Origin of the sequence: Streptosporangium brasiliense (genome assembly GCF_030811595.1) — a bacterium.
Taxonomy (GTDB): domain Bacteria; phylum Actinomycetota; class Actinomycetes; order Streptosporangiales; family Streptosporangiaceae; genus Streptosporangium; species Streptosporangium brasiliense.
Map to the genome: position 1 here is coordinate 294,213 of NZ_JAUSRB010000001.1, position 20,246 is coordinate 314,458.

The window sequence follows — 20,246 nt, forward strand, 5'->3', positions numbered from 1 at the left end:
AGGCTCGCCGGACCCGCCCGCCCGGGGCATCGCGACTCCGATCGGTCCGCGAATCAACCGAAGGTTGGATGCGAGCACTCATCAAACCCCTCTTAACCTGGACGCATGGGAGGGGAGTTGGAGATTCCCGCGATGCGGTTGCTCAAGTTCGGCCTGCACGGCGTGTTCTACGTGCTGCTCGCGGTCGGCCTGGCCCGCGTGTCCGGTTCCTGGGCGGCGCTGGCCGGGGGTGTCCTGCTCGGCGCCGTCTACGCGGTAGGTCTCACCCTCGGCCGGCGTCGCGCGGCGTCGCTGCTCTGGCTGGCGGCCGTCACCTTGATCTGGGCGGCGCTCGGCCTGCTTACCCCGGACTTCGTCTGGCTGGCGTTCCCGCTGTTCTTCGTCTGCCTGCATCTACTGCCGTTGCGCGGAGGAGTCCCGGCCGTGATCGCGCTCACCGCGGTCACCGTCGGCACGCTCGCCCTGCACGAACCCTCGCTCAACCCCGCCCAAGTGGTCGGTCCGGCCATCGGCGCGATGGTGGCGATCCTCATGGTCACCGGCTACACGGCCCTGTACCGGGAGAGCGAGCGCCGCCGCGATCTCATCGACGAGCTGACCCGCACGCGCGCGGAGCTGGCCGAGACCCAGCACGAGGCCGGGGTGCTCGCCGAACGCCAGCGGCTGGCCAGGGAGATCCACGACACCCTGGCCCAGGGCCTGTCCAGCATCGTCCTGCTGCTCCGCGCCGCGCCGCCGGACCCGGCCGGATATGTGGCCGAGGCGATGCACGCGGCCGAGGACAACCTCGCCGAGGCGCGCCGTTTCGTCCACGCCCTGAGCCCGCCGGGGCTGGACGGCTCCCTGGAGGAGGCGCTGCGCCGCCTGTGCTCCCGGGAGGGAGCCGCCTTCCAGCTCGACGGCGAGCCGTACATGCTGCCCCGCCCCGCTGAGATCGCATTGCTCAGGATCGCCCAGGGCGGACTCGCCAACGTCTCCCGGCACGCGGAGGCGGGCAGGGCCGCGCTCACGCTGACCTACATGGAGGACGAAGTGGCGATGGACATCGTGGACGACGGGCGCGGCTTCGACCCGCTGACCAGGTCGGGCAACGGTCTCGGCTTCATCCGTGACCGTGCCGCCGAACTCGGCGGCGCGGTCACCGTCGAGTCCGCCCCCGGCCTCGGTACGGCCCTGGCCGTCACCCTCCCCGTGCCGTGATCCGCCTGCTGCTCGTCGACGACCACCCCGTCGTGCGCAAGGGCCTGCGCGCGGTCTTCGACCAGGCCGCCGACATGGCCGTGGTCGGTGAGGCCGCCACGGGCGAGGAGGCCGTACGGCTGGCCCCCGGCGCGGACGTCGTGCTGATGGACCTGCGCCTGGGGGCCGGGATGTCCGGCGCGGAGAGCACCCGGCTGATCGGCCGGCTGCCACGCCCGCCCCGGGTGCTGGTGCTGACGACCTATGACACCGACGGCGACATCTTCACCGCCATCGAGGCGGGGGCGGCGGGCTACCTGCTGAAGGACGCCCCCACCGACGACCTGCTCGACGCCATCCGGGCGGTGGTGCGGGGGGAGACCATCCTCGCCCCACCGGTCGCGGCCAGGCTGGTGACCCGGATGCGGTCACCGCAGACGCCGCTCTCCCCTCGGGAGATCGAGATCGTCGCCCTGGTGGCCGACGGGCTGTCGAACCGGCAGATCGCCCGGGAGCTGTTCATCAGCGAGGCCACGGTGAAGAGCCATCTGGTGCACATCTACGCGAAGCTGGAGGTGGACAACCGGACCGGAGCGGTCATGGCCGCTCGCCGGCGGGGACTTCTCCGGAGATGAGGGCCGCGGCCCACTCGCCGTTGGGATCGCTGTCGATGAGCAGCGCCCGGACCAGCAGGCTGAGGGGGATGGCGAGCAGGGCGCCCAGCGGGCCGAGCACGAACGCCCACACCAGCAGGGACAGCAGTGTCATGGTCGTGGACAGGCCGACGGCGTCGCCGAGGAACTTGGGCTGGATGAGCGACTGGATCACAAAATTGATCAACATGTAGGAGAGGATCACGAAGATCATCGTTTTCGGGCCGCCCTCAAGCAGGCCGAGCAGGGCCGGCGGGATCAGCCCGAGGACGAAGCCCACGTTCGGAATGTAGTTGGTGATCAGTGCCAGCACCCCCCACAGCAGCGGGAGGGGCACCTCGAGCAGCCAGAGCGCGGTCACGTCCAGGACGGAGCAGATGAGACCGAACACCGTCGAGACGACGAGATAGCGGCGGGTCTTGTGGGCGAAGTCCCCAAGCGCCTGGACGAACCTGGGGCGGTGGGCGGCGCCTGAGGCCAGGACCTGGGAGAAGGAGCGCGCGTCCAGGCACATGGCCAGCACCAGGACGACGATGAGGATGAGGCTGGTGAACACGCCGAGCAGTCCGCTGGCGAACCCCTGGACGAGCGCGAAGATCTTGCCCAGGTCGAACGACTTGATCGTCTGGTTCACCTGCTCGGTGCCGATACCGAACCTCGCCGCCAGCTTCTGCGCCTCGGCGAGCAGTTGGTCGAACTGCGGGCCGTAGGCCGGGACGAGGTTGGCCGTCTCCGCGACCGCGATGGTCAGGATCGTCACCATGCCCAACAGCAGGAGCAGCACGATGGTCAGCGGGACCGCGATCAGCGTCCATCCGGGGGCGCCGCGTCTCTGGAGCCAGGTCCTGACCGGGGAGACCGCGAGGACGAGCACGAGGGCCAGCAGCACGGGGCCGATGATCGATCCGACCTCTTTGATCCCGGCCAGTGTGACCACGGCACTCGCGGTGCAGAGCAGCCCGATGAGTGCCCGGGGCACCAGTCGTTGGTCCGTCATGTCGGGTCTCTACCCATGGGGCGGAAAACACGTCTCCGGGTGGCCGGCCGTCGATTTGACGGAAGGGGACGGCGTACATAGAGTTCACAGGCCCGAGGGGGTAGGCGGAGATCGCCAGAGCCTCGGGAACCCCTTCTGATCACCTCCCTTCGCTGGGACGCGTGCGTCTCGACGGGATCCGATTCGACAAGAGCCGGATGTCGGAGTAAGTTAGAAGGGTTGCTCCGGAAGCGGAGTGGTCGACATCCTAGCGGGTTCGGCGGGTCTGGAACGGCTGACGCGGAAAGCGACAGTTTGACACAGACCGGGCGGGCCTGATAAGATGGAAAAGCGGAATGGAACGCCCCGGAAGCCGGGCCGAATGGCCTGGACGACGGAGAACGCGTCCGTTTCTTGAGAACTCAACAGTGTGTTAAAAGCCAGTGCATGAAGCACAACCCCGTCCCACCCACGTGTGTGGGAGGACGGATTCCTTTGGTTGATGACACCGCCACCTTTGCCGGTGGTGGGTGCTTTCAGCCGGGAGCAACTCTGTAGACATTGTTTGGAGAGTTTGATCCTGGCTCAGGACGAACGCTGGCGGCGTGCTTAACACATGCAAGTCGAGCGGAAAGGCCCTTCGGGGTACTCGAGCGGCGAACGGGTGAGTAACACGTGAGTAACCTGCCCCTGACTCTGGGATAAGCCCGGGAAACTGGGTCTAATACCGGATACGACCACTTCCCGCATGGGATGGTGGTGGAAAGTTTTTTCGGTTGGGGATGGACTCGCGGCCTATCAGCTTGTTGGTGGGGTAACGGCCTACCAAGGCGACGACGGGTAGCCGGCCTGAGAGGGCGACCGGCCACACTGGGACTGAGACACGGCCCAGACTCCTACGGGAGGCAGCAGTGGGGAATATTGCGCAATGGGCGGAAGCCTGACGCAGCGACGCCGCGTGGGGGATGACGGCCTTCGGGTTGTAAACCTCTTTCAGCAGGGACGAAGTTGACGTGTACCTGCAGAAGAAGCGCCGGCTAACTACGTGCCAGCAGCCGCGGTAATACGTAGGGCGCAAGCGTTGTCCGGAATTATTGGGCGTAAAGAGCTCGTAGGTGGCTTGTCACGTCGGGTGTGAAAGCTTGGGGCTTAACTCCAGGTCTGCATTCGATACGGGCTGGCTAGAGGTAGGTAGGGGAGAACGGAATTCCTGGTGTAGCGGTGAAATGCGCAGATATCAGGAGGAACACCGGTGGCGAAGGCGGTTCTCTGGGCCTTACCTGACGCTGAGGAGCGAAAGCGTGGGGAGCGAACAGGATTAGATACCCTGGTAGTCCACGCTGTAAACGTTGGGCGCTAGGTGTGGGGACCTTCCACGGTTTCCGCGCCGTAGCTAACGCATTAAGCGCCCCGCCTGGGGAGTACGGCCGCAAGGCTAAAACTCAAAGGAATTGACGGGGGCCCGCACAAGCGGCGGAGCATGTTGCTTAATTCGACGCAACGCGAAGAACCTTACCAAGGCTTGACATCGCCCGGAAACACTCAGAGATGGGTGCCTCTTCGGATCGGGTGACAGGTGGTGCATGGCTGTCGTCAGCTCGTGTCGTGAGATGTTGGGTTAAGTCCCGCAACGAGCGCAACCCTTGTTCAATGTTGCCAGCACGCTCCCTTGTGGGGTGGTGGGGACTCATTGGAGACTGCCGGGGTCAACTCGGAGGAAGGTGGGGATGACGTCAAGTCATCATGCCCCTTATGTCTTGGGCTGCAAACATGCTACAATGGCCGGTACAGAGGGTTGCGATACCGTGAGGTGGAGCGAATCCCAAAAAGCCGGTCTCAGTTCGGATTGGGGTCTGCAACTCGACCCCATGAAGTCGGAGTCGCTAGTAATCGCAGATCAGCAACGCTGCGGTGAATACGTTCCCGGGCCTTGTACACACCGCCCGTCACGTCACGAAAGTCGGCAACACCCGAAGCCCGTGGCCCAACCACTTGTGGGGGGAGCGGTCGAAGGTGGGGCTGGCGATTGGGACGAAGTCGTAACAAGGTAGCCGTACCGGAAGGTGCGGCTGGATCACCTCCTTTCTAAGGAGCATCGGCCACATCCTCAGCTTTGAGGGTCTGGTCCAGGCCGGGTCCGTGAGCGTACGTCTCACGCTCGGCACGCTCATTAGTGGAGCACTGGCTACTCGGTTCAGCGGGATCGCTGACCGGCTAGTACCGCCCATCCTCCTCACGGGGGTCGGGAGTGGGAACGCGGGTCGAGGGGTTCCGGGGTTCCGGACACACTGTTGGGTCCTGAGGAAACGGACCGGATGCGGAGCCTGCCTGTGGCGGGCTTCGTGGTCTGTGTGACCTCGTGCGGGACCGTCCTCCTGTCATACCGGCCTGGCCGGGGTTGGGGTTTTGCCTCAGCTTCTGGTGTGGGTGTTTGGTGGTGGGGTGGGTGCGGTCGCTGTTTGTTGTTTGAGATTTGCATAGTGGACGCGAGCATCTTTGTGGCCAAGTTTTTTAGGGCACACGGTGGATGCCTTGGCATCAGGAGCCGATGAAGGACGTGGGAGGCTGCGTTAAGCCCCGGGGAGTCGCCAACCTGACTTTGATCCGGGGATGTCCGAATGGGGAAACCTAGCACCAGTCATGTGGTGTTGCCTCCGCCTGAATGTATAGGGCGGTTGGTGGTAACGCGGGGAAGTGAAACATCTCAGTACCCGTAGGAAGAGAAAACAAATTAGTGATTCCGTGAGTAGTGGTGAGCGAAAGCGGAAGAGGCTAAACCGTATGCGTGTGATAGCCGGCAGGCGTTGCGTGTGCGGGGTTGTGGGACCCTCTGGGAGGAGCTGCCGCTCCTCCAAACAGTGAGAAATCGATGGGATAGTCGAAGCTTCTGGGAAGTTGCGCCGGAGACCGTGAGAGCCGGGTAGGCGAAATCTTGTCGACTGTTTGAGGGGATCCCAAGTAGCACGGGGCCCGAGAAATCCTGTGTGAATCTGCCAGGACCACCTGGTAAGCCTAAATACTCCCTGATGACCGATAGTGAACAAGTACCGTGAGGGAAAGGTGAAAAGCGCCCCGGTGAGGGGTCGTGAAATAGTACCTGAAACCGTGTGCCTACAAGCCGTAGGAGCGTAAACAGGCTTGCCTGTTTGTGATGTGACTGCGTGCCTTTTGAAGAATGAGCCTGCGAGTTATGGTGTGTGGCGAGGTTAACCCGTGTGGGGGAGCCGTAGCGAAAGCGAGTCTGAATAGGGCGTTTGAGTCGCATGCTGTAGACCCGAAGCGGAGTGATCTAGGCATGGGCAGGTTGAAGCGCGGGTAAGACCGCGTGGAGGACCGAACCCACCAGGGTTGAAAACCTGGGGGATGACCTGTGTTTAGGGGTGAAAGGCCAATCAAACTCCGTGATAGCTGGTTCTCCCCGAAATGCATTTAGGTGCAGCGTTACGTGTTTCTTGCCGGAGGTAGAGCACTGGATGGCCGATGGGCCCGACAAGGTTACTGACGTCAGCCAAACTCCGAATGCCGGTAAGTGAGAGCGTAGCAGTGAGACTGCGGGGGATAAGCTCCGTAGTCGAGAGGGAAACAGCCCAGACCACCGACTAAGGCCCCTAAGCGTGTGCTAAGTGGGAAAGGATGTGGAGTCGCAGTGACAACCAGGAGGTTGGCTTAGAAGCAGCCACCCTTGAAAGAGTGCGTAATAGCTCACTGGTCAAGTGATTCCGCGCCGACAATGTAGCGGGGCTCAAGTACACCGCCGAAGTCGTGGCATTCACACATGTGTCCGAGCCTTTGTGGTTTAGGTGTGTGGATGGGTAGGGGAGCGTCGTGCGGCCGGCGAAGCAGCAGAGTGATCTAGTTGTGGAGGCCGTGCGAGTGAGAATGCAGGCATGAGTAGCGAATCAGAAGTGAGAAACTTCTGCGCCGGATGACCAAGGGTTCCTGGGCCAGGCTAATCCGCCCAGGGTAAGTCGGGACCTAAGGCGAGGCCGACAGGCGTAGTCGATGGACAACGGGTTGATATTCCCGTACCCGCTACGATGCGCCAATACTGAATCCAGTGATACTAAGGGTCCTTAAGCCCCTAACGCCCTTCGGGGTGTGGGTGAGGCTGAACGCCTGGCCTGATCTGGTAGTAGGTAAGCGATGGGGTGACGCAGGAAGGTAGCCCAGCCCAGGCGATGGTAGTCCTGGGGTAAGCATGTAGGGAGGACCGTAGGCAAATCCGCGGTCCGCGTATCCTGAGATGTGATGCCGAGCCGATTGTGGCGAAGTGGGTGATCCTATGCTGCCGAGAAAAGCCTCTAGTGAGTGTCGTGGCGGCCCGTACCCGAAACCGACTCAGGTGGTCAGGTAGAGAATACCAAGGCGATCGGGTGAACTGCGGTTAAGGAACTCGGCAAATTGCCCCCGTAACTTCGGGAGAAGGGGGGCCTTCGCTGGTGATGGGACTTGCTCCCTGAGCTGGTGGGGGTCGCAGAGGCCAGGGGGAAGCGACTGTTTACTAAAAACACAGGTCCGTGCGAAGTCGTAAGACGATGTATACGGACTGACGCCTGCCCGGTGCTGGAACGTTAAGGGGACCGGTTAGCTGCAGTAATGTGGCGAAGCTGAGAACTTAAGCGCCAGTAAACGGCGGTGGTAACTATAACCATCCTAAGGTAGCGAAATTCCTTGTCGGGTAAGTTCCGACCTGCACGAATGGCGTAACGACTTCCCCGCTGTCTCAACCGCAGACCCGGCGAAATTGCACTACGAGTAAAGATGCTCGTTACGCGCAGCAGGACGGAAAGACCCCGGGACCTTCACTACAGCTTGACATTGGCGTTTGGAACGGTTTGTGTAGGATAGGTGGGAGACGGTGAAGCTGTCACGCTAGTGATGGTGGAGTCATTGGTGAAATACCACTCTGGTCGTTTTGGACGTCTAACTTCGGTCCGTGATCCGGATCAGGGACAGTGTCTGGTGGGTAGTTTAACTGGGGCGGTTGCCTCCTAAAGAGTAACGGAGGCGCCCAAAGGTTCCCTCAGCCTGGTTGGCAATCAGGTGTCGAGTGTAAGTGCACAAGGGAGCTTGACTGTGAGACCGACGGGTCGAGCAGGAGCGAAAGCTGGGACTAGTGATCCGGCGGTGGCTTGTGGAAGCGCCGTCGCTCAACGGCTAAAAGGTACCCCGGGGATAACAGGCTGATCTTCCCCAAGAGTCCATATCGACGGGATGGTTTGGCACCTCGATGTCGGCTCGTCGCATCCTGGGGCTGGAGTAGGTCCCAAGGGTTGGGCTGTTCGCCCATTAAAGCGGTACGCGAGCTGGGTTTAGAACGTCGCGAGACAGTTCGGTCCCTATCCGCTGCGCGCGCAGGAGACTTGAAAGGAGCTGTCCCTAGTACGAGAGGACCGGGACGGACGAACCTCTGGTGTGCCAGTTGTTCCGCCAGGAGCACGGCTGGTTGGCTACGTTCGGAAGGGATAACCGCTGAAAGCATCTAAGCGGGAAGCTCGCCTTGAGATGAGGTCTCCCACCCGTGAGGGGTAAGGCTCCCAATAGACGATTGGGTTGATAGGCCGGAGGTGGAAGCACAGTAATGTGTGGAGCTGACCGGTACTAATAGGCCGAGGACTTGACCACAAAGCATATTCTTGGTCACTGCAGCGCTCTGTCCCTTCGCCGGGTCCGGAGCAGCGCGTGATCAGGGTTGTTGCCCGCGTCCACTATGCGATTCTGAAACAGCGAACACCGCGGCATGTGCGTGTGTTTGACAGTTTCATAGTGTTACGGCGGTTATGGCGAAGGGGAAACACCCGGTTACATTCCGAACCCGGAAGTTAAGCTCTTCAGCGCCGATGGTACTGCACCGGGGACGGTGTGGGAGAGTAGGTCGCCGCCGGACAATCATTCAGGTTAGGCCATCCCTTCGGGGGTGGCCTTTCCTGCGTTCCGGGGACTTTTACCCGAGCCCGGCACCCCGGGCCCAGCACCCCGAGCCTGGCACCCGGGCGGCCCTGGTGGAGGATCCGCTCAGGCGTCCGGAGCGGCGTGGAGCAGGGGCTCGATCCGGTAGGGCACCTGGACCGACAGGGCGATCGTGGTGTCGGTGCGCTGGACCGCGGGCGAGGCCAGGAGGCGAGCCCCTGACGCCGGAGGACGCGCCGGCCCCGCCGAGGCCGGCGCGTCGGGCAGGGCCCGGCCGGAGCGACCCGGATCAAGGCGTGATCCGGATCAAGGAGCAATCTGGATCAGGAAGTGACCCGGATCAAGGAGCTGTCCGGATCAGGGTGTGATGAACAGGCCGTCGCCGACGGTCCGCTCGCTGCCGTCGGAGGGCCGGTTGATGACCTTGTGGTTGACCACCATCGCGGTCGAGCCGCCACCGTCGAGGTTCATCGCCTGCTTGGCGCCCAGCCAGCGCATCAGCTGAGCCGCCTCCACCATCGAGGCGCCCACGGTGACGCCCGGGTTGCGGCCGTCCACGGTCGCCAGGATCAGGCCGCCGGACTTGGTGACGCCGACCAGTGTGCGCGGGTGGCGGCGGAGCATCATCACGACCGACGCGTGCCCGTCGGCCTGGGCGGTGATCCGTACCCGGCCGTTCCTGAGGAGCCCGACGCCCCCGCCCATGATGTATGTCTCGGGGGTGAGGGGGACGGCCCGCTGCGTCCGCAGGTCGATGACTCTGGTGTCCAGCTTCATGATGGAGGTCTCCAGGGCGTGCTCCCGGAGCCAGTCGGCCATGATGCCGGTGCCGTGGAGCACGTAGGCGCCGCGCGGGACGGCGCCGCCGGCCTCCCGGGCGTTGACGATCCGCCCTTGGGCGTCGACCACGATCTCGGCGCCGCCGTCGGCCGCCGTCTTGGTGCCGAACTCCTCGGTGTAGAGGACGAGCTCGTCCGCTCCGGCGGCCCGGTTGACCCCCTTGACCTCGGTCTTCGCTCCGTCGGCGGGGATCGCGGTGATCGCCGTCTGCAGCTCGGTGATCCGGGCCTTGCGCCCGTTGATGACCAGGCCGCTGCGGCCGGGCACCGCCTCGCTGAGCAGCTTGCCGCCCACCACCGAGACGCCCATCGGGTCGCCCTGGAGCGCCTTGGGCGTGTGGATGTTGAAGAAGCCGCCGTTGACCCCGGCGATGGCCTTGGTGAGCTTGGACATGGAGCTGGTGGTCTCACGCTTGGCGACGCTGGTGCCGACGCTGGTCCTGAAGGATCCCTTGAAGGTCTTCGGATCCACCATCAGCACGCGCATGTCCCAGGGGCCGGTGGTCTCCAGGCCGTCGTCGCCGAGATAGTCGGTCTTGGCCCGGATGCCGGCCTCCTTGAGTTCCTTCACCACCTTGTCGGCCTTGGCGCGCTGCTTGAACGTCCACAGGCCGACGCGGACCAGATAGCGCTCCACGGCCGGAGCGTCCGCGGCGGCGGGCTGCACGATCTTCTCCAGAGTGGGCGTGAAGCCCGCGGCGGCGACCTCCTCGGCCTTCGTCTGGGCGGTGGTCAGCCTGCCGTCGTCGTGCCCGTTGGGCATCAACACCGTCACGGTCCATCCCTGGGTGGACGTGCCGTACATCACGCTGAAGAGGTCGACCCCCGGCGCGATGCTGCGCTGGCTCTTGACCGGGATCCCGTTCTGGCCGAGCGGGAAAGCCGAGGAGGGGAAGGTCTGACCCGCCCGGTCGGCCTGGGCGGGAATCGCCGTGATGGTAAGTGCTATGGCTGAAAGCCCGACGATGATACGTCGCGACATGTATCTCTCCCCGTTGGTGACCAGACTTCGGTGCACCATCGTGCCGAGATCTACCTGTCAAGGGGAGCGAAACACGCCAAACACCACAAGAAAGTGTTGTCGCCTGGGCGGCGCCATATGCGGAACGACGGAATTCGCGTAGTCCCGGGCTGCCCCCATCGGGTCAACCGCGCTGGTCAATACGGGTTAGCCCACGTCGTTTCGCTGCGCGGGCGGCAATACGGCGCTACGGTGCAGTAGGCCGCATTCCCTCAGTTCAAGCGGCACGTCTTTCCGAGAGGCAGCCGTCATGGGGCTGAACATTCTCATTGTGATCATCGCGAGCATGGTCCTGGGTTTCATCCTTGGCGTGATCCTGGCGCGACCGCGCCGCTGGGATCTCTACGTCTGCGCGGACGACACCCTCCACGTCGACGTCACATCCGACCGAGACGGCTAGGCGGGCGCGGACCGGCAGGCGCGACAGGCGGGCGCAGGCCGTACGGAATCTGGGTCCCGTACGGCCTGCGCCGTAAGCTCCGTCAGGACAGGCAGTGATAGACCTTGCGGAGGGTCTCGTGGACGATCCAGGTCGTCTTGGCGCCCTCGGCGAGCAGGCAGACCGATCCCGGGACGAGTTCGACGGCGGCGCCGCCCTCCACCTCCACGGTGGCCCGGCCGGACAGGACCACGAAGATCTCGTCGCGCTCGACGTCGGTCACCGTGCCCGGGGTGATCTCCCAGATTCCCCGGCTCTGGGAGCCGTCGGGGGAGGACCACAGCTCGGCCGAGGAGACCTGCGGTGAGCCGGCGATGATCTGGGCGGGGTCCAGCTCGTCGGGCGACAGCCGTACCTCGCCGGTGGGGACGGCGAAGATCCCGGCGGCGGTGACCATACGGGCCAGGTCGGCGGTCTCGGGGACGAGGATGTCAGGCATGGGGGCCTTTCAGGATCTTTCAGGTGCGGGGGTTGTCTCTCCGGAACGATTCCAGCGCCAGCAGCGCGACGTGAAGGGAGAGACAGGACTCGACATCGTCCAGGTCGGTGTCGAGGATCCGTTCCAGCCTACGGAGCCGGTCGTAGAAGGCGGGCCGGGACAGGTGGGCCTTCTGGGCGGCGACGGCCTTGTTGCGGCCGGAGTCGAGATAGACCCGGAGGATCCTGGTCAGGTCACCGCCGCGCTGGGCGTCGTGGGCCAGCAGGGGGCTGAGCTCGCGCTCGGCGAAGGTCTGCAGGCGGGCGTCGTCTCTGAGCAAGTGCAGCAGGCCGCGCAGGCGCAGGTCGGGGAGGCGGTAGAAGGCCCGGCCGTCGGGCTGCCGGACGGCCACGTCCGCGACCTGCTCCGCCTCGAGGAAGCTCCGCCGTACGTCACGGAGGGATTCGACCACCGAGCCGGCGGCGAGGACGAACGGGGTGGTGAAGGCCATGCGCAGGCGGTCGGCGAGCGTGGTCAGCGCGGGCTCGGGGAAGGTGCGCGGAGGCAGCGGGAGCAGGACGCCGACGCGGTTCTGGTTCAGGGCGCCGACCAGGGCGGGGAGTCGGGCGTCGCGGCAGGCGGCCGCGGCGGCGTCGGCCAGCTCGCCGAGCCGGGCCAGCTGCTCCTGGCCGTCCAGCGCGCTCTCCGGGGGCTCGGTCAGGCGGAGCACCACACTGATCAGCTTGCGGCCGGTCAGCGGGACGCCGACCGCCCGGGCGCGGGCCGCGGCCTCGTCGGGATCGGCGTAGGCGTGGGTGAGGATGCCGGTGATGATCGTGCCGTGGGCCTGGCGCTCCAGTGACTCCTGGTGGCGCTCCAGCAGGCGGCCGAGCGCGAGGGTGGTCGCGGCGCGTTCGGCGAGCACGATGTCGCGCGGGCCGGGCTCACCGTCGCAGAGCAGGATCAACCGGCCCCAGTCCTGCCCTCGGGCGCCGACCATGGTGACCAGCCAGCCGGAGGCCGAGTCGTAGGCGGTCCGCTCCTCCGGCGCCACCGCCCGGGACCGCGTCTCCCAGCTCGCCAGCAGCGTCCCGGTGTCACGCCCGGCCGTCTCGCAGGCGAGGACCTGGTGGGCGAGGTTCTCCAGCAGGACCGGCCGTCCGGACAGCCGCGCGACCTGGCTGAGCACCTCGGCGGGGGAGGCGCCCTCGACCGACAGCTCGGTGAAGACCTCGTGGAGCTGTTCGGAGGCGCGCAGCTCCTCCAGCTGGATGTCGATGATCCTGGCGTGGACCGACTCGGTGATCTGCACGAACGGGGTCTCGCGGGCCAGCGTGATCAACGGCAGGCCGTGCTCCTCGGCGGCGCTGACCACGCCCCGGGGCAGTTCCCTGACGAACTTGCGGCCCAGTTCCACGATCAGCCCGGAGGCGCCCACGGCGGCCAGCTCCGCGACGTACTGGACCAGTCTCTCAGGGGCGTCGGGGAGCGCGACGCCGGTGGTGAGCACCAGCTCTCCGCCGCGCAGCAGGTGGGCGATGTCGGTGACCTCACCGACATGGACCCAGCGCACCCGGGTGTCCAGCCGGTCGGCTCCCGCGACGACCCGGGGGTTGCCTCGGCGGACGGTGTCCAGGGCGAGGACGTCGGCGATGGTAGGGAGCACACACCGAGAGTATCCGATCAGACTGTAAGTCCGGACGATAGTTGCATTACATCTTGTTGCGCCGATCCGATTACCGGTCCATGCCTGCCGCCTCGGCTGCCCACCCCTCGCCGTCAGCGACACCGGTGAAGAGGGTATGGTGGTGTTGAGATGGGAGGAGGGATCAAGATGTCCCGTCCCGGTTTCAAGGGTTTGATCTTCGCGGCCGTCTCGGCGGTCTGTTTCGGCTTCTCCGGCCCGCTGGCCAAGTCGCTCATCGACGCGGGGCTGTCGCCGCTGCAGGCGGTGTGGACAAGGCTCGCCGGGGCGGCGCTCGTGCTGCTCGTCGCGACCGCCCTGGTCCGGCCGTCCGCCCTCGCCGTCCCCCGGCACCGGCTGCGCTTCGTCGCCGCCTACAGCCTGGTCGGCTTCGCCGCGGTGCAGGCCTTCTACTACGGCACGATCGCCCGTCTGCCGGTGGGGGTCGCGGTGCTGTTGGAGTACGCCTCGCCGGTCCTGGTCCTGGCCTGGGTACGGCTGGCACGCCGGACCCGGCTGCCGCGTGCCGCCGCGGTCGGCGCCGTCCTGGCGGTCGGCGGGCTCGCCTGCGTCGTCGAGGTGTGGCGGGGTGTCCACCTCGACGGGCTCGGCCTCGTGCTGGGCCTGGGGACGGCGGTCTGCGCCGCGGTGTACTTCCTGCTCAGCCAGGAGGCGGGAGACGACGTCCACCCGCTCGGCGCGCTCACGTGGGGGCTGACCGGCGCGGCCGCCGTGCTCACGCCGCCGGCCGCGCCGTGGCACCTGCCCTGGGACCTGGCCACCGCCGACCTCGTACTGGGCGGCTGGAGACTGCCGGCCCCCGCGGCGGTCGGCTGGCTGGTCGTCGTCGGCACCGTGATCGCCTACGCCACCGGCATCGCGGCGGTGCGGGCCCTGACCGCCGCCGTCGCGGCCACGGTCGCCTCGCTGGAGGTGCTCGCCAGCATCCTCATCGCCTGGGTCCTGCTCGGCGAGGCGCTCGGCGCCCCCCAACTGCTCGGCGGCGCCCTGGTGCTGGCGGGTGCGCTCCTGGCGCAGCGGACGGTGGCCGGGCGGCGGGCGGCCACCGTCCAGGACCCGGTGCCCGGCCGGCGGGAGCCCGTGCCCGGCCGGCGGGTGGCGCTCGGCCGGCGGGCGGGGGTCAGGGCCCGGGACGGGGGCCAGGGCCCTGACGGCGGCGGACGGCGGCGGACGGCGGCCGGCTCCGCGCGGATCCCACCGCCCGGCGGCCGTACGCCCCGCTCCGAGCTTCCGCGCATCTCTGGGCTTTCACGCATCGGCGCAGGTCAAGTCCTGGTCCTGGGGCATTAAGATTACTTGACCCTTTCTCCGCTGAGAGGCGCGATGATGAGCATGGTTGAGGCTTCTGGCTCGGCGGCGCGCGGCTCCGCGCCGGGCGTCGAGGAGCTGGATCTCCGTCAGCTTCTGGCCGGGCTCACGGCCGTGCGTGACGGCGACTTCGGCACTCGCCTGCCCGACGACGGCGACGGGCTGCTCAAAGAGATCGCCACCGTGTTCAACGGCATGGTGGACCAGCTCTCCCTGTTCACCTCCGAGGTGACGAGGGTGGCCCGTGAGGTGGGCACCGAGGGACAGCTGGGCGGCCAGGCCGACGTGCCCGGCGTCTCCGGCACGTGGAAGGACCTGACCGACTCGGTCAACGCCATGGCGGGCAACCTCACCGACCAGGTCCGCGACATCGCCCAGGTCGCGACCGCGGTGGCGACCGGCGACCTGTCACAGAAGATCACCGTGGACGTCCGGGGCGAGATCCTGGAGCTGAAGAACACCCTCAACACGATGGTCGACCAGCTGTCGTCCTTCGCCGACGAGGTGACGAGGGTGGCCCGTGAGGTGGGCACCGACGGCCGGCTCGGCGGCCAGGCCGAGGTGACCGGCGTCGCCGGCACCTGGCGCGACCTGACCGACTCGGTGAACTTCATGGCGGGCAACCTCACCGACCAGGTCCGCAGCATCGCTCAGGTCACCACGGCGGTGGCCAAGGGCGACCTGTCACAGAAGATCACCGTGGACGCCCGGGGCGAGATCCTGGAGCTGAAGAACACCATCAACACCATGGTCGACCAGCTGTCGTCCTTCGCCGACGAGGTGACGAGGGTGGCCCGCGAGGTCGGCACCGACGGCCGGCTCGGCGGCCAGGCCGACGTCAAGGGCGTCTCCGGCACCTGGCGCGACCTGACCGACTCGGTGAACTACATGGCGGGCAACCTCACCGACCAGGTGCGGAACATCTCGCAGGTGGCCACGGCCGTCGCCCGCGGCGACCTGTCACAGAAGATCACCGTCTCGGCCCGGGGCGAGATCCTGGAGCTGAAGAACACTCTCAACACGATGGTCGACCAGCTGTCGTCCTTCGCCGACGAGGTGACGAGGGTGGCCCGTGAGGTGGGCACCGACGGCCGGCTCGGCGGCCAGGCCGACGTCAAGGGCGTCTCCGGCACCTGGAAGGCGCTCACCGAGTCGGTGAACGTGATGGCTGACAACCTCACCGCCCAGGTGCGCAGCATCGCCCAGGTCACCACGGCGGTGGCCAAGGGCGACCTGTCGCAGAAGATCAGGGTGGACGCGCGCGGGGAGATCATGGAGCTGAAGGAGACCATCAACACGATGGTCGACCAGCTCTCGGCCTTCGCCGACGAGGTGACGAGGGTGGCCCGCGAGGTCGGCACCGAGGGCAACCTTGGCGGCCAGGCCACCGTCCGGGGGGTGTCCGGCACCTGGAAGGACCTCACCGACAACGTCAACTCGATGGCCGACAACCTCACCAGCCAGGTGCGCTCCATCGCACAGGTCACCACGGCCGTCGCCCGCGGCGACCTGTCGCAGAAGATCACGGTTGAGGCCAAGGGCGAGGTCGCCGCGCTCGCGCAGACCATCAACACCATGGTCGACACGTTGAGCGCGTTCGCCGACGAGGTCACCCGGGTGGCCCGCGAGGTCGGCACCGAGGGCGAGCTGGGCGGTCAGGCCCGCGTGCCCAACGTGGCCGGCACGTGGAAGGACCTCACCGACAACGTCAACTCGATGGCCGGCAACCTCACCAACCAGGTCCGCAACATCGCCCAGGTCACCACGGCGGTCGCCCAGGGCGACCTGACCAAGAAGATCGACGTGGACGCCCGGGGCGAGATCCTGGAGCTGAAGACCACGATCAACACGATGGTCGACCAGCTGTCGTCCTTCGCCGCCGAGGTCACCCGCGTGGCCCGCGAGGTGGGCAGCGAGGGGCGCCTCGGCGGGCAGGCCGAGGTCGAGGGCGTCTCCGGCACCTGGAAGCGGCTGACCGAGAACGTCAACGAGCTGGCCGGCAACCTGACCCGCCAGGTCCGCGCGATCGCCGAGGTGACCAGCGCCGTGACCTCGGGCGACCTCACCAGGTCGATCACCGTCGACGCCTCCGGCGAGGTGGCCGAGCTCAAGGACAACATCAACTCCATGGTGAAGTCCCTGCGCGAGACCACCCTGGCCAACCAGGAGCAGGACTGGCTCAAGTCGAACCTGGCCCACATCTCCGGGCTCATGCAGGGACACCGCGACCTCGCCGTCGTGGCCGAGCTGGTGATGAACGAGCTGGCCCCGCTGGTCTCCGCCCAGTGCGGGACGTTCCTGCTCGCGGAGGAGACCCCGGACGGCGCGGAGCTGCGGGTGGTCGGCGGATACGGTCACCGGGAGACCGGCCGTCGTTACGCCTTCGGCGACTCGCTCGTGGGACAGGCTGCGCTCGTCAAGCGCCCCATCCTGGTGGAGGACATCGCCGCCGGTTATCTCACGATCTCCTCCAGCCTGGGGGCGGCCGGTCCGGTCAACCTCATCGTGCTGCCGATCATCGTCGAGGACCAGGTGCTCGGCGTGATCGAGCTGGCCAGCCTCAACAGGTTCACCCAGGTGCATCGGGCCTTCCTCGAACAGCTGGTGGGGACCATAGGCGTCAACGTCAACACGATCGTCGCCAACGCCCGCACCGACTCCCTGCTCGCCGAGTCGCAGCGGCTCGCGACCGAGCTCCAGGTCGGACAGGAGGAGCTGCAGCGCTCCAACGCCGAGCTGGAGGAGAAGGCGGAGCTGCTGGCCCGCCAGAACCGCGACATCGAGACGAAGAACAGCGAGATAGAGCAGGCCCGGCAGGAGCTGGAGGAGCGGGCCAAGCAGCTCGCGCTCGCCTCCAAATACAAGAGCGAGTTCCTGGCCAACATGAGCCACGAGCTGCGCACCCCGCTCAACTCGCTGCTGATCCTCGCCCAGCTGCTGGCCCAGAACCCGGCCCGCAACCTCACCGCCAAGCAGGTGGAGTACGCCAACGTCATCCACTCGGCCGGCACCGACCTGCTCCAGTTGATCAACGACATCCTCGACCTGTCCAAGATCGAGGCCGGCAAGATGAACATCAGCCTCGAATCCCTGCCCCTGCGGCAGCTCCTCGACTACGTCGAGGCGACCTTCCGCCCGCTGACCACGGAGAAGGGGCTGCGCTTCGACGTCAGCGTCGCGCCGGAGGTGCCCGAGGAGCTGCTCGTGGACGAGCAGCGGCTACGCCAGGTGCTGCGGAACCTGCTGTCCAACGCGGTGAAGTTCACCGAGACGGGCTCGGTCCGGCTCCGCATCGAACGGACCGACAAGGTGGACCTCCCGGGAGCCCCCGGGCAGGAGGTCCTCGCCTTCCATGTCGTGGACACCGGCATCGGCATCGCCAAGGAGAACCTCTCCCAGATCTTCGACGCCTTCCAGCAGGCCGACGGCACCACCAGCCGCAAATACGGCGGCACCGGGCTGGGCCTGTCCATCAGCCGTGAGATAGCCGCGCTGTTCAACGGCGAGCTCCAGGCGGTCAGCGCCCTGGGCGAGGGCAGCACCTTCAGCCTTTTCCTGCCGATCGCGGACGTCGCTCCGGCCGGCGCCGGCCCGGCCGTCAGGCAAGCCACGGGGCTCGCGCTGCAGCCGGTCGGCGCGGCGCCCGAGAGGTTCGGCGGGGACGGCCGCCGGCTGCTCGTCGTGGAGTCCCGGCTCAACGGCCTGCTCTCCCAGCTCGCCGAGAGCGTCGTCGCCGACCTGACCGGGACCCACGGGCCGGTCTGGGTCTCCACCGCCAACGACCCCGCGACCGCCCTGGAGATCCTGAACAGGGGCGGCCACCAGTGCGTCGTGCTCGACCTGGGCATGGGGCAGGACGGGGCGGCGGAGTTCCTCCGCGGGCTCGACGAGGACCCGGCCCTGCGCGGGCTCCCCGTGCTCGCCCATCACAGCCGTACGCTCACCCGGCCGCAGGAGAACCTGCTCAAGGGCCGCTCCAACACCCAGCCGCTGGAGCTCCTGCCCAGCCTCGACGAGCTGCGTGAGCGCATCACCCTGCACCTGTCGGCCCAGGAGCCGGGCCATGTCCTGCCGCTGGTCCAGCCCAGCCCCGACGAACGGCCGCGGGCGCTGGAGGAGGCGGACACCATGCTGATGAACCGCAAGGTGCTGGTCATCGACGACGACGTGCGCAACGTGTTCGCGCTGACCAACATCCTCGAACTCCACGGCATGCAGGTGCTCTACGCGGAGAACGGCCGCAAGGGCATCGAGACGCTGTCACGCAACGAGGACGTCGACCTTGTCCTGATGGACATCATGATGCCGGAGATGGATGGTTACGCCGCCACCGCCGCCATCCGCAAGATGCCGCGCTTCGCCCACCTGCCGATCATCGCGGTGACCGCCAAGGCCATGCAGGGCGACCGGGACAAGACCCTGGCCGCGGGGGCCAGCGACTACGTCACCAAGCCGGTCGACGCCCAGGAGCTGCTCTCCCGCATACAGCAGTGGATGGGACTGTGAGCGGTGTCCCGCCGCGTGCGGCGGTGACCGAGTGGTGACCGCCGCGCGTGGGCGGGCCCCTGAGCGCTGACCTCCGTGGGCGGAGCGCCGCCCGGTGATGGTGGCGCCGCTCGGTGATGGTGGCGCCGCGCGGCCGGTGCGATGACGGGCGTCCCGGGCCTGGATGACGGGCGTCCCGGGCCGATGGATCACGTCCCGGGGTCCGTGGGTCACGTCCCAGGCCGATGGGTCACAATGGCCCCTCGGAGGTGGCAGTGGTGATGCGGCACGGTGTCGTGGCGACGCTGGTCTCGGCGGCGGGTTTCGGGTTCATGCCCGTCTTCGCGTTCTACGCCTACGACACGGGAATGTCGGTGACGACACTTCTCATGCTGCGGTTCGCGATCGCGGCGGCGGTGTTCCTCGGCTGGCTGGGGCTGCGCGGCAGGCTCGGGCGGCTGACGGGGCGGCAGTGGATGACCCTGGCACTGCTGGGCGGCGGCATGTACGCCACGCAGTCGCTGCTGTACTTCACGGCGGTCCAGCGCATCGCGCCGGCGCTCGCCGTGCTGCTGCTGTACGTGTATCCGGGGCTCGTCTCGGTCCTGTCGGCGGTGGTGGAACGCACCAGGCTGAGCTGGACCGTCGTCGGGCCGATCCTGGTGTCACTGGCCGGGCTGACACTGGTGGTGGGCCCGCTCGACGCCGGCCTCGACGTTCTCGGCGTGCTCGCTGCGGTCGGGTCCGCCGTGGCCTACGCCTGCTACATCGTCCTGGGCAGCAAGGTCTCCGCCTCGCTGTCCCCCACGGTCACCACGGCCTATCTGGCGATGTTCGCCACGGGTTCGTTCGCGCTGCTGGGGCTGGCGACCGGCGGGCTGGATCTCGGCTTCGCGCCGGCCGGCTGGGGCTGGGCGGCGGCCGTGGCGATCGTGTCGACCGTGCTCGCGATCGCGCTGTTCTTCGTCGGGGCCACGGCGCTCGGCCCGGTCCGCGCGTCGATCCTCAGCATGCTGGAGCCCGTCGTGGCGGTGCTCGCCACGTGGCTGCTGCTGGGCGGGGCCCTGTCGTGGCCGCAGCTCGCCGGTGGGGCGGTCGTGCTGGCCGGCGCGGTCTGGGGCATCCTGGCGAACTCGGCCCGTGGTGACGCCTCGGCGGAGGAGGAGACCACGGCCGTGCCGGCGTCCTCGAAGAGAACGGCCGCGTAGGAGACCGCCTCACGCCGGCCGCCGTCTCCGGGCTTCACCCTCCCCGGCCTGGGGGCCGTCGTCTTCGAGCCCCGTGCCTCTCCGGCCTGCGGGCTCGCGCCTTGC

General features: G+C 67.0%; 10 protein-coding genes and 3 rRNA genes. 9 read left to right on the forward strand and 4 right to left on the reverse strand.

Annotated elements, in window-relative coordinates; translation table 11 throughout:
* Positions 1-105: 105 nt before the first annotated feature.
* Positions 106-1,200 carry a sensor histidine kinase gene (locus J2S55_RS01380; protein ID WP_306856703.1) on the forward strand — a complete coding sequence of 365 codons (1,095 nt, stop codon included), beginning with the start codon at positions 106-108 and terminating at the stop codon, positions 1,198-1,200.
* The gene (locus J2S55_RS01385) at positions 1,197-1,814 is read left to right on the forward strand and encodes a response regulator (protein WP_306856705.1); all 618 of its coding nucleotides are present in this window, start codon (positions 1,197-1,199) and stop codon (positions 1,812-1,814) included. Before J2S55_RS01380 ends, J2S55_RS01385 begins: the two co-directional genes overlap by 4 nt.
* On the opposite strand, the gene J2S55_RS01390 is transcribed toward J2S55_RS01385, so the two are convergent.
* Positions 1,777-2,829, reverse strand: a complete 1,053-nt coding sequence (locus tag J2S55_RS01390; RefSeq protein WP_306856706.1) for an AI-2E family transporter — start codon at positions 2,827-2,829, stop codon at positions 1,777-1,779. The genes J2S55_RS01385 and J2S55_RS01390 overlap by 38 nt on opposite strands.
* A 541-nt stretch (positions 2,830-3,370) precedes the next feature.
* Between J2S55_RS01390 and J2S55_RS01395 the strand changes: the two genes are divergently transcribed.
* The 3 genes from J2S55_RS01395 to rrf all read left to right on the forward strand — a co-directional run bounded on the left by J2S55_RS01395 (position 3,371) and on the right by rrf (position 8,695).
* Positions 3,371-4,893 (forward strand): 16S ribosomal RNA (locus J2S55_RS01395).
* Positions 4,894-5,308: 415 nt separating this feature from the next.
* Positions 5,309-8,433, forward strand: a 23S ribosomal RNA gene (locus tag J2S55_RS01400).
* A 145-nt stretch (positions 8,434-8,578) separates the two neighbouring features.
* Positions 8,579-8,695, forward strand: a 5S ribosomal RNA gene (rrf, locus tag J2S55_RS01405).
* Together the 16S, 23S and 5S rRNA genes form the textbook arrangement of a ribosomal RNA operon.
* Before the next feature lie 380 nt (positions 8,696-9,075).
* On the opposite strand, the gene J2S55_RS01410 is transcribed toward rrf, so the two are convergent.
* Positions 9,076-10,539, reverse strand: a complete 1,464-nt coding sequence (locus J2S55_RS01410) for a phosphodiester glycosidase family protein (protein ID WP_306856707.1) — start codon at positions 10,537-10,539, stop codon at positions 9,076-9,078.
* Between the two features lie 289 nt (positions 10,540-10,828).
* Between J2S55_RS01410 and J2S55_RS01415 the strand changes: the two genes are divergently transcribed.
* Positions 10,829-10,978: a hypothetical protein gene (locus tag J2S55_RS01415; RefSeq protein ID WP_306856708.1), complete on the forward strand. Its 150-nt coding sequence runs from the start codon at positions 10,829-10,831 to the stop codon at positions 10,976-10,978.
* A gap of 82 nt (positions 10,979-11,060) precedes the next feature.
* Here the strand turns inward: J2S55_RS01415 and J2S55_RS01420 are convergent, their stop codons facing one another.
* Both J2S55_RS01420 and J2S55_RS01425 read right to left on the reverse strand, forming a co-directional pair.
* Positions 11,061-11,456 carry a cupin domain-containing protein gene (locus tag J2S55_RS01420; RefSeq protein WP_306856709.1) on the reverse strand — a complete coding sequence of 132 codons (396 nt, stop codon included), beginning with the start codon at positions 11,454-11,456 and terminating at the stop codon, positions 11,061-11,063.
* A 19-nt stretch (positions 11,457-11,475) separates the two neighbouring features.
* Positions 11,476-13,101 (reverse strand): PucR family transcriptional regulator, encoded by a 1,626-nt coding sequence (locus J2S55_RS01425; protein ID WP_306856710.1) that lies wholly within the window; start codon positions 13,099-13,101, stop codon positions 11,476-11,478.
* Positions 13,102-13,269: 168 nt separating this feature from the next.
* Between J2S55_RS01425 and J2S55_RS01430 the strand changes: the two genes are divergently transcribed.
* From J2S55_RS01430 to J2S55_RS01440, 3 genes are all read left to right on the forward strand, one after another.
* Positions 13,270-14,430 (forward strand): EamA family transporter, encoded by a 1,161-nt coding sequence (locus J2S55_RS01430; RefSeq protein ID WP_306856711.1) that lies wholly within the window; start codon positions 13,270-13,272, stop codon positions 14,428-14,430.
* A gap of 42 nt (positions 14,431-14,472) precedes the next feature.
* Positions 14,473-18,954 carry a HAMP domain-containing protein gene (locus J2S55_RS01435; RefSeq protein ID WP_306856712.1) on the forward strand — a complete coding sequence of 1,494 codons (4,482 nt, stop codon included), beginning with the start codon at positions 14,473-14,475 and terminating at the stop codon, positions 18,952-18,954.
* A gap of 260 nt (positions 18,955-19,214) precedes the next feature.
* Entirely contained in the window at positions 19,215-20,141 is a 927-nt protein-coding gene (locus J2S55_RS01440) for a DMT family transporter (protein WP_306856713.1), read from the forward strand.
* Positions 20,142-20,246: the final 105 nt, after the last annotated feature.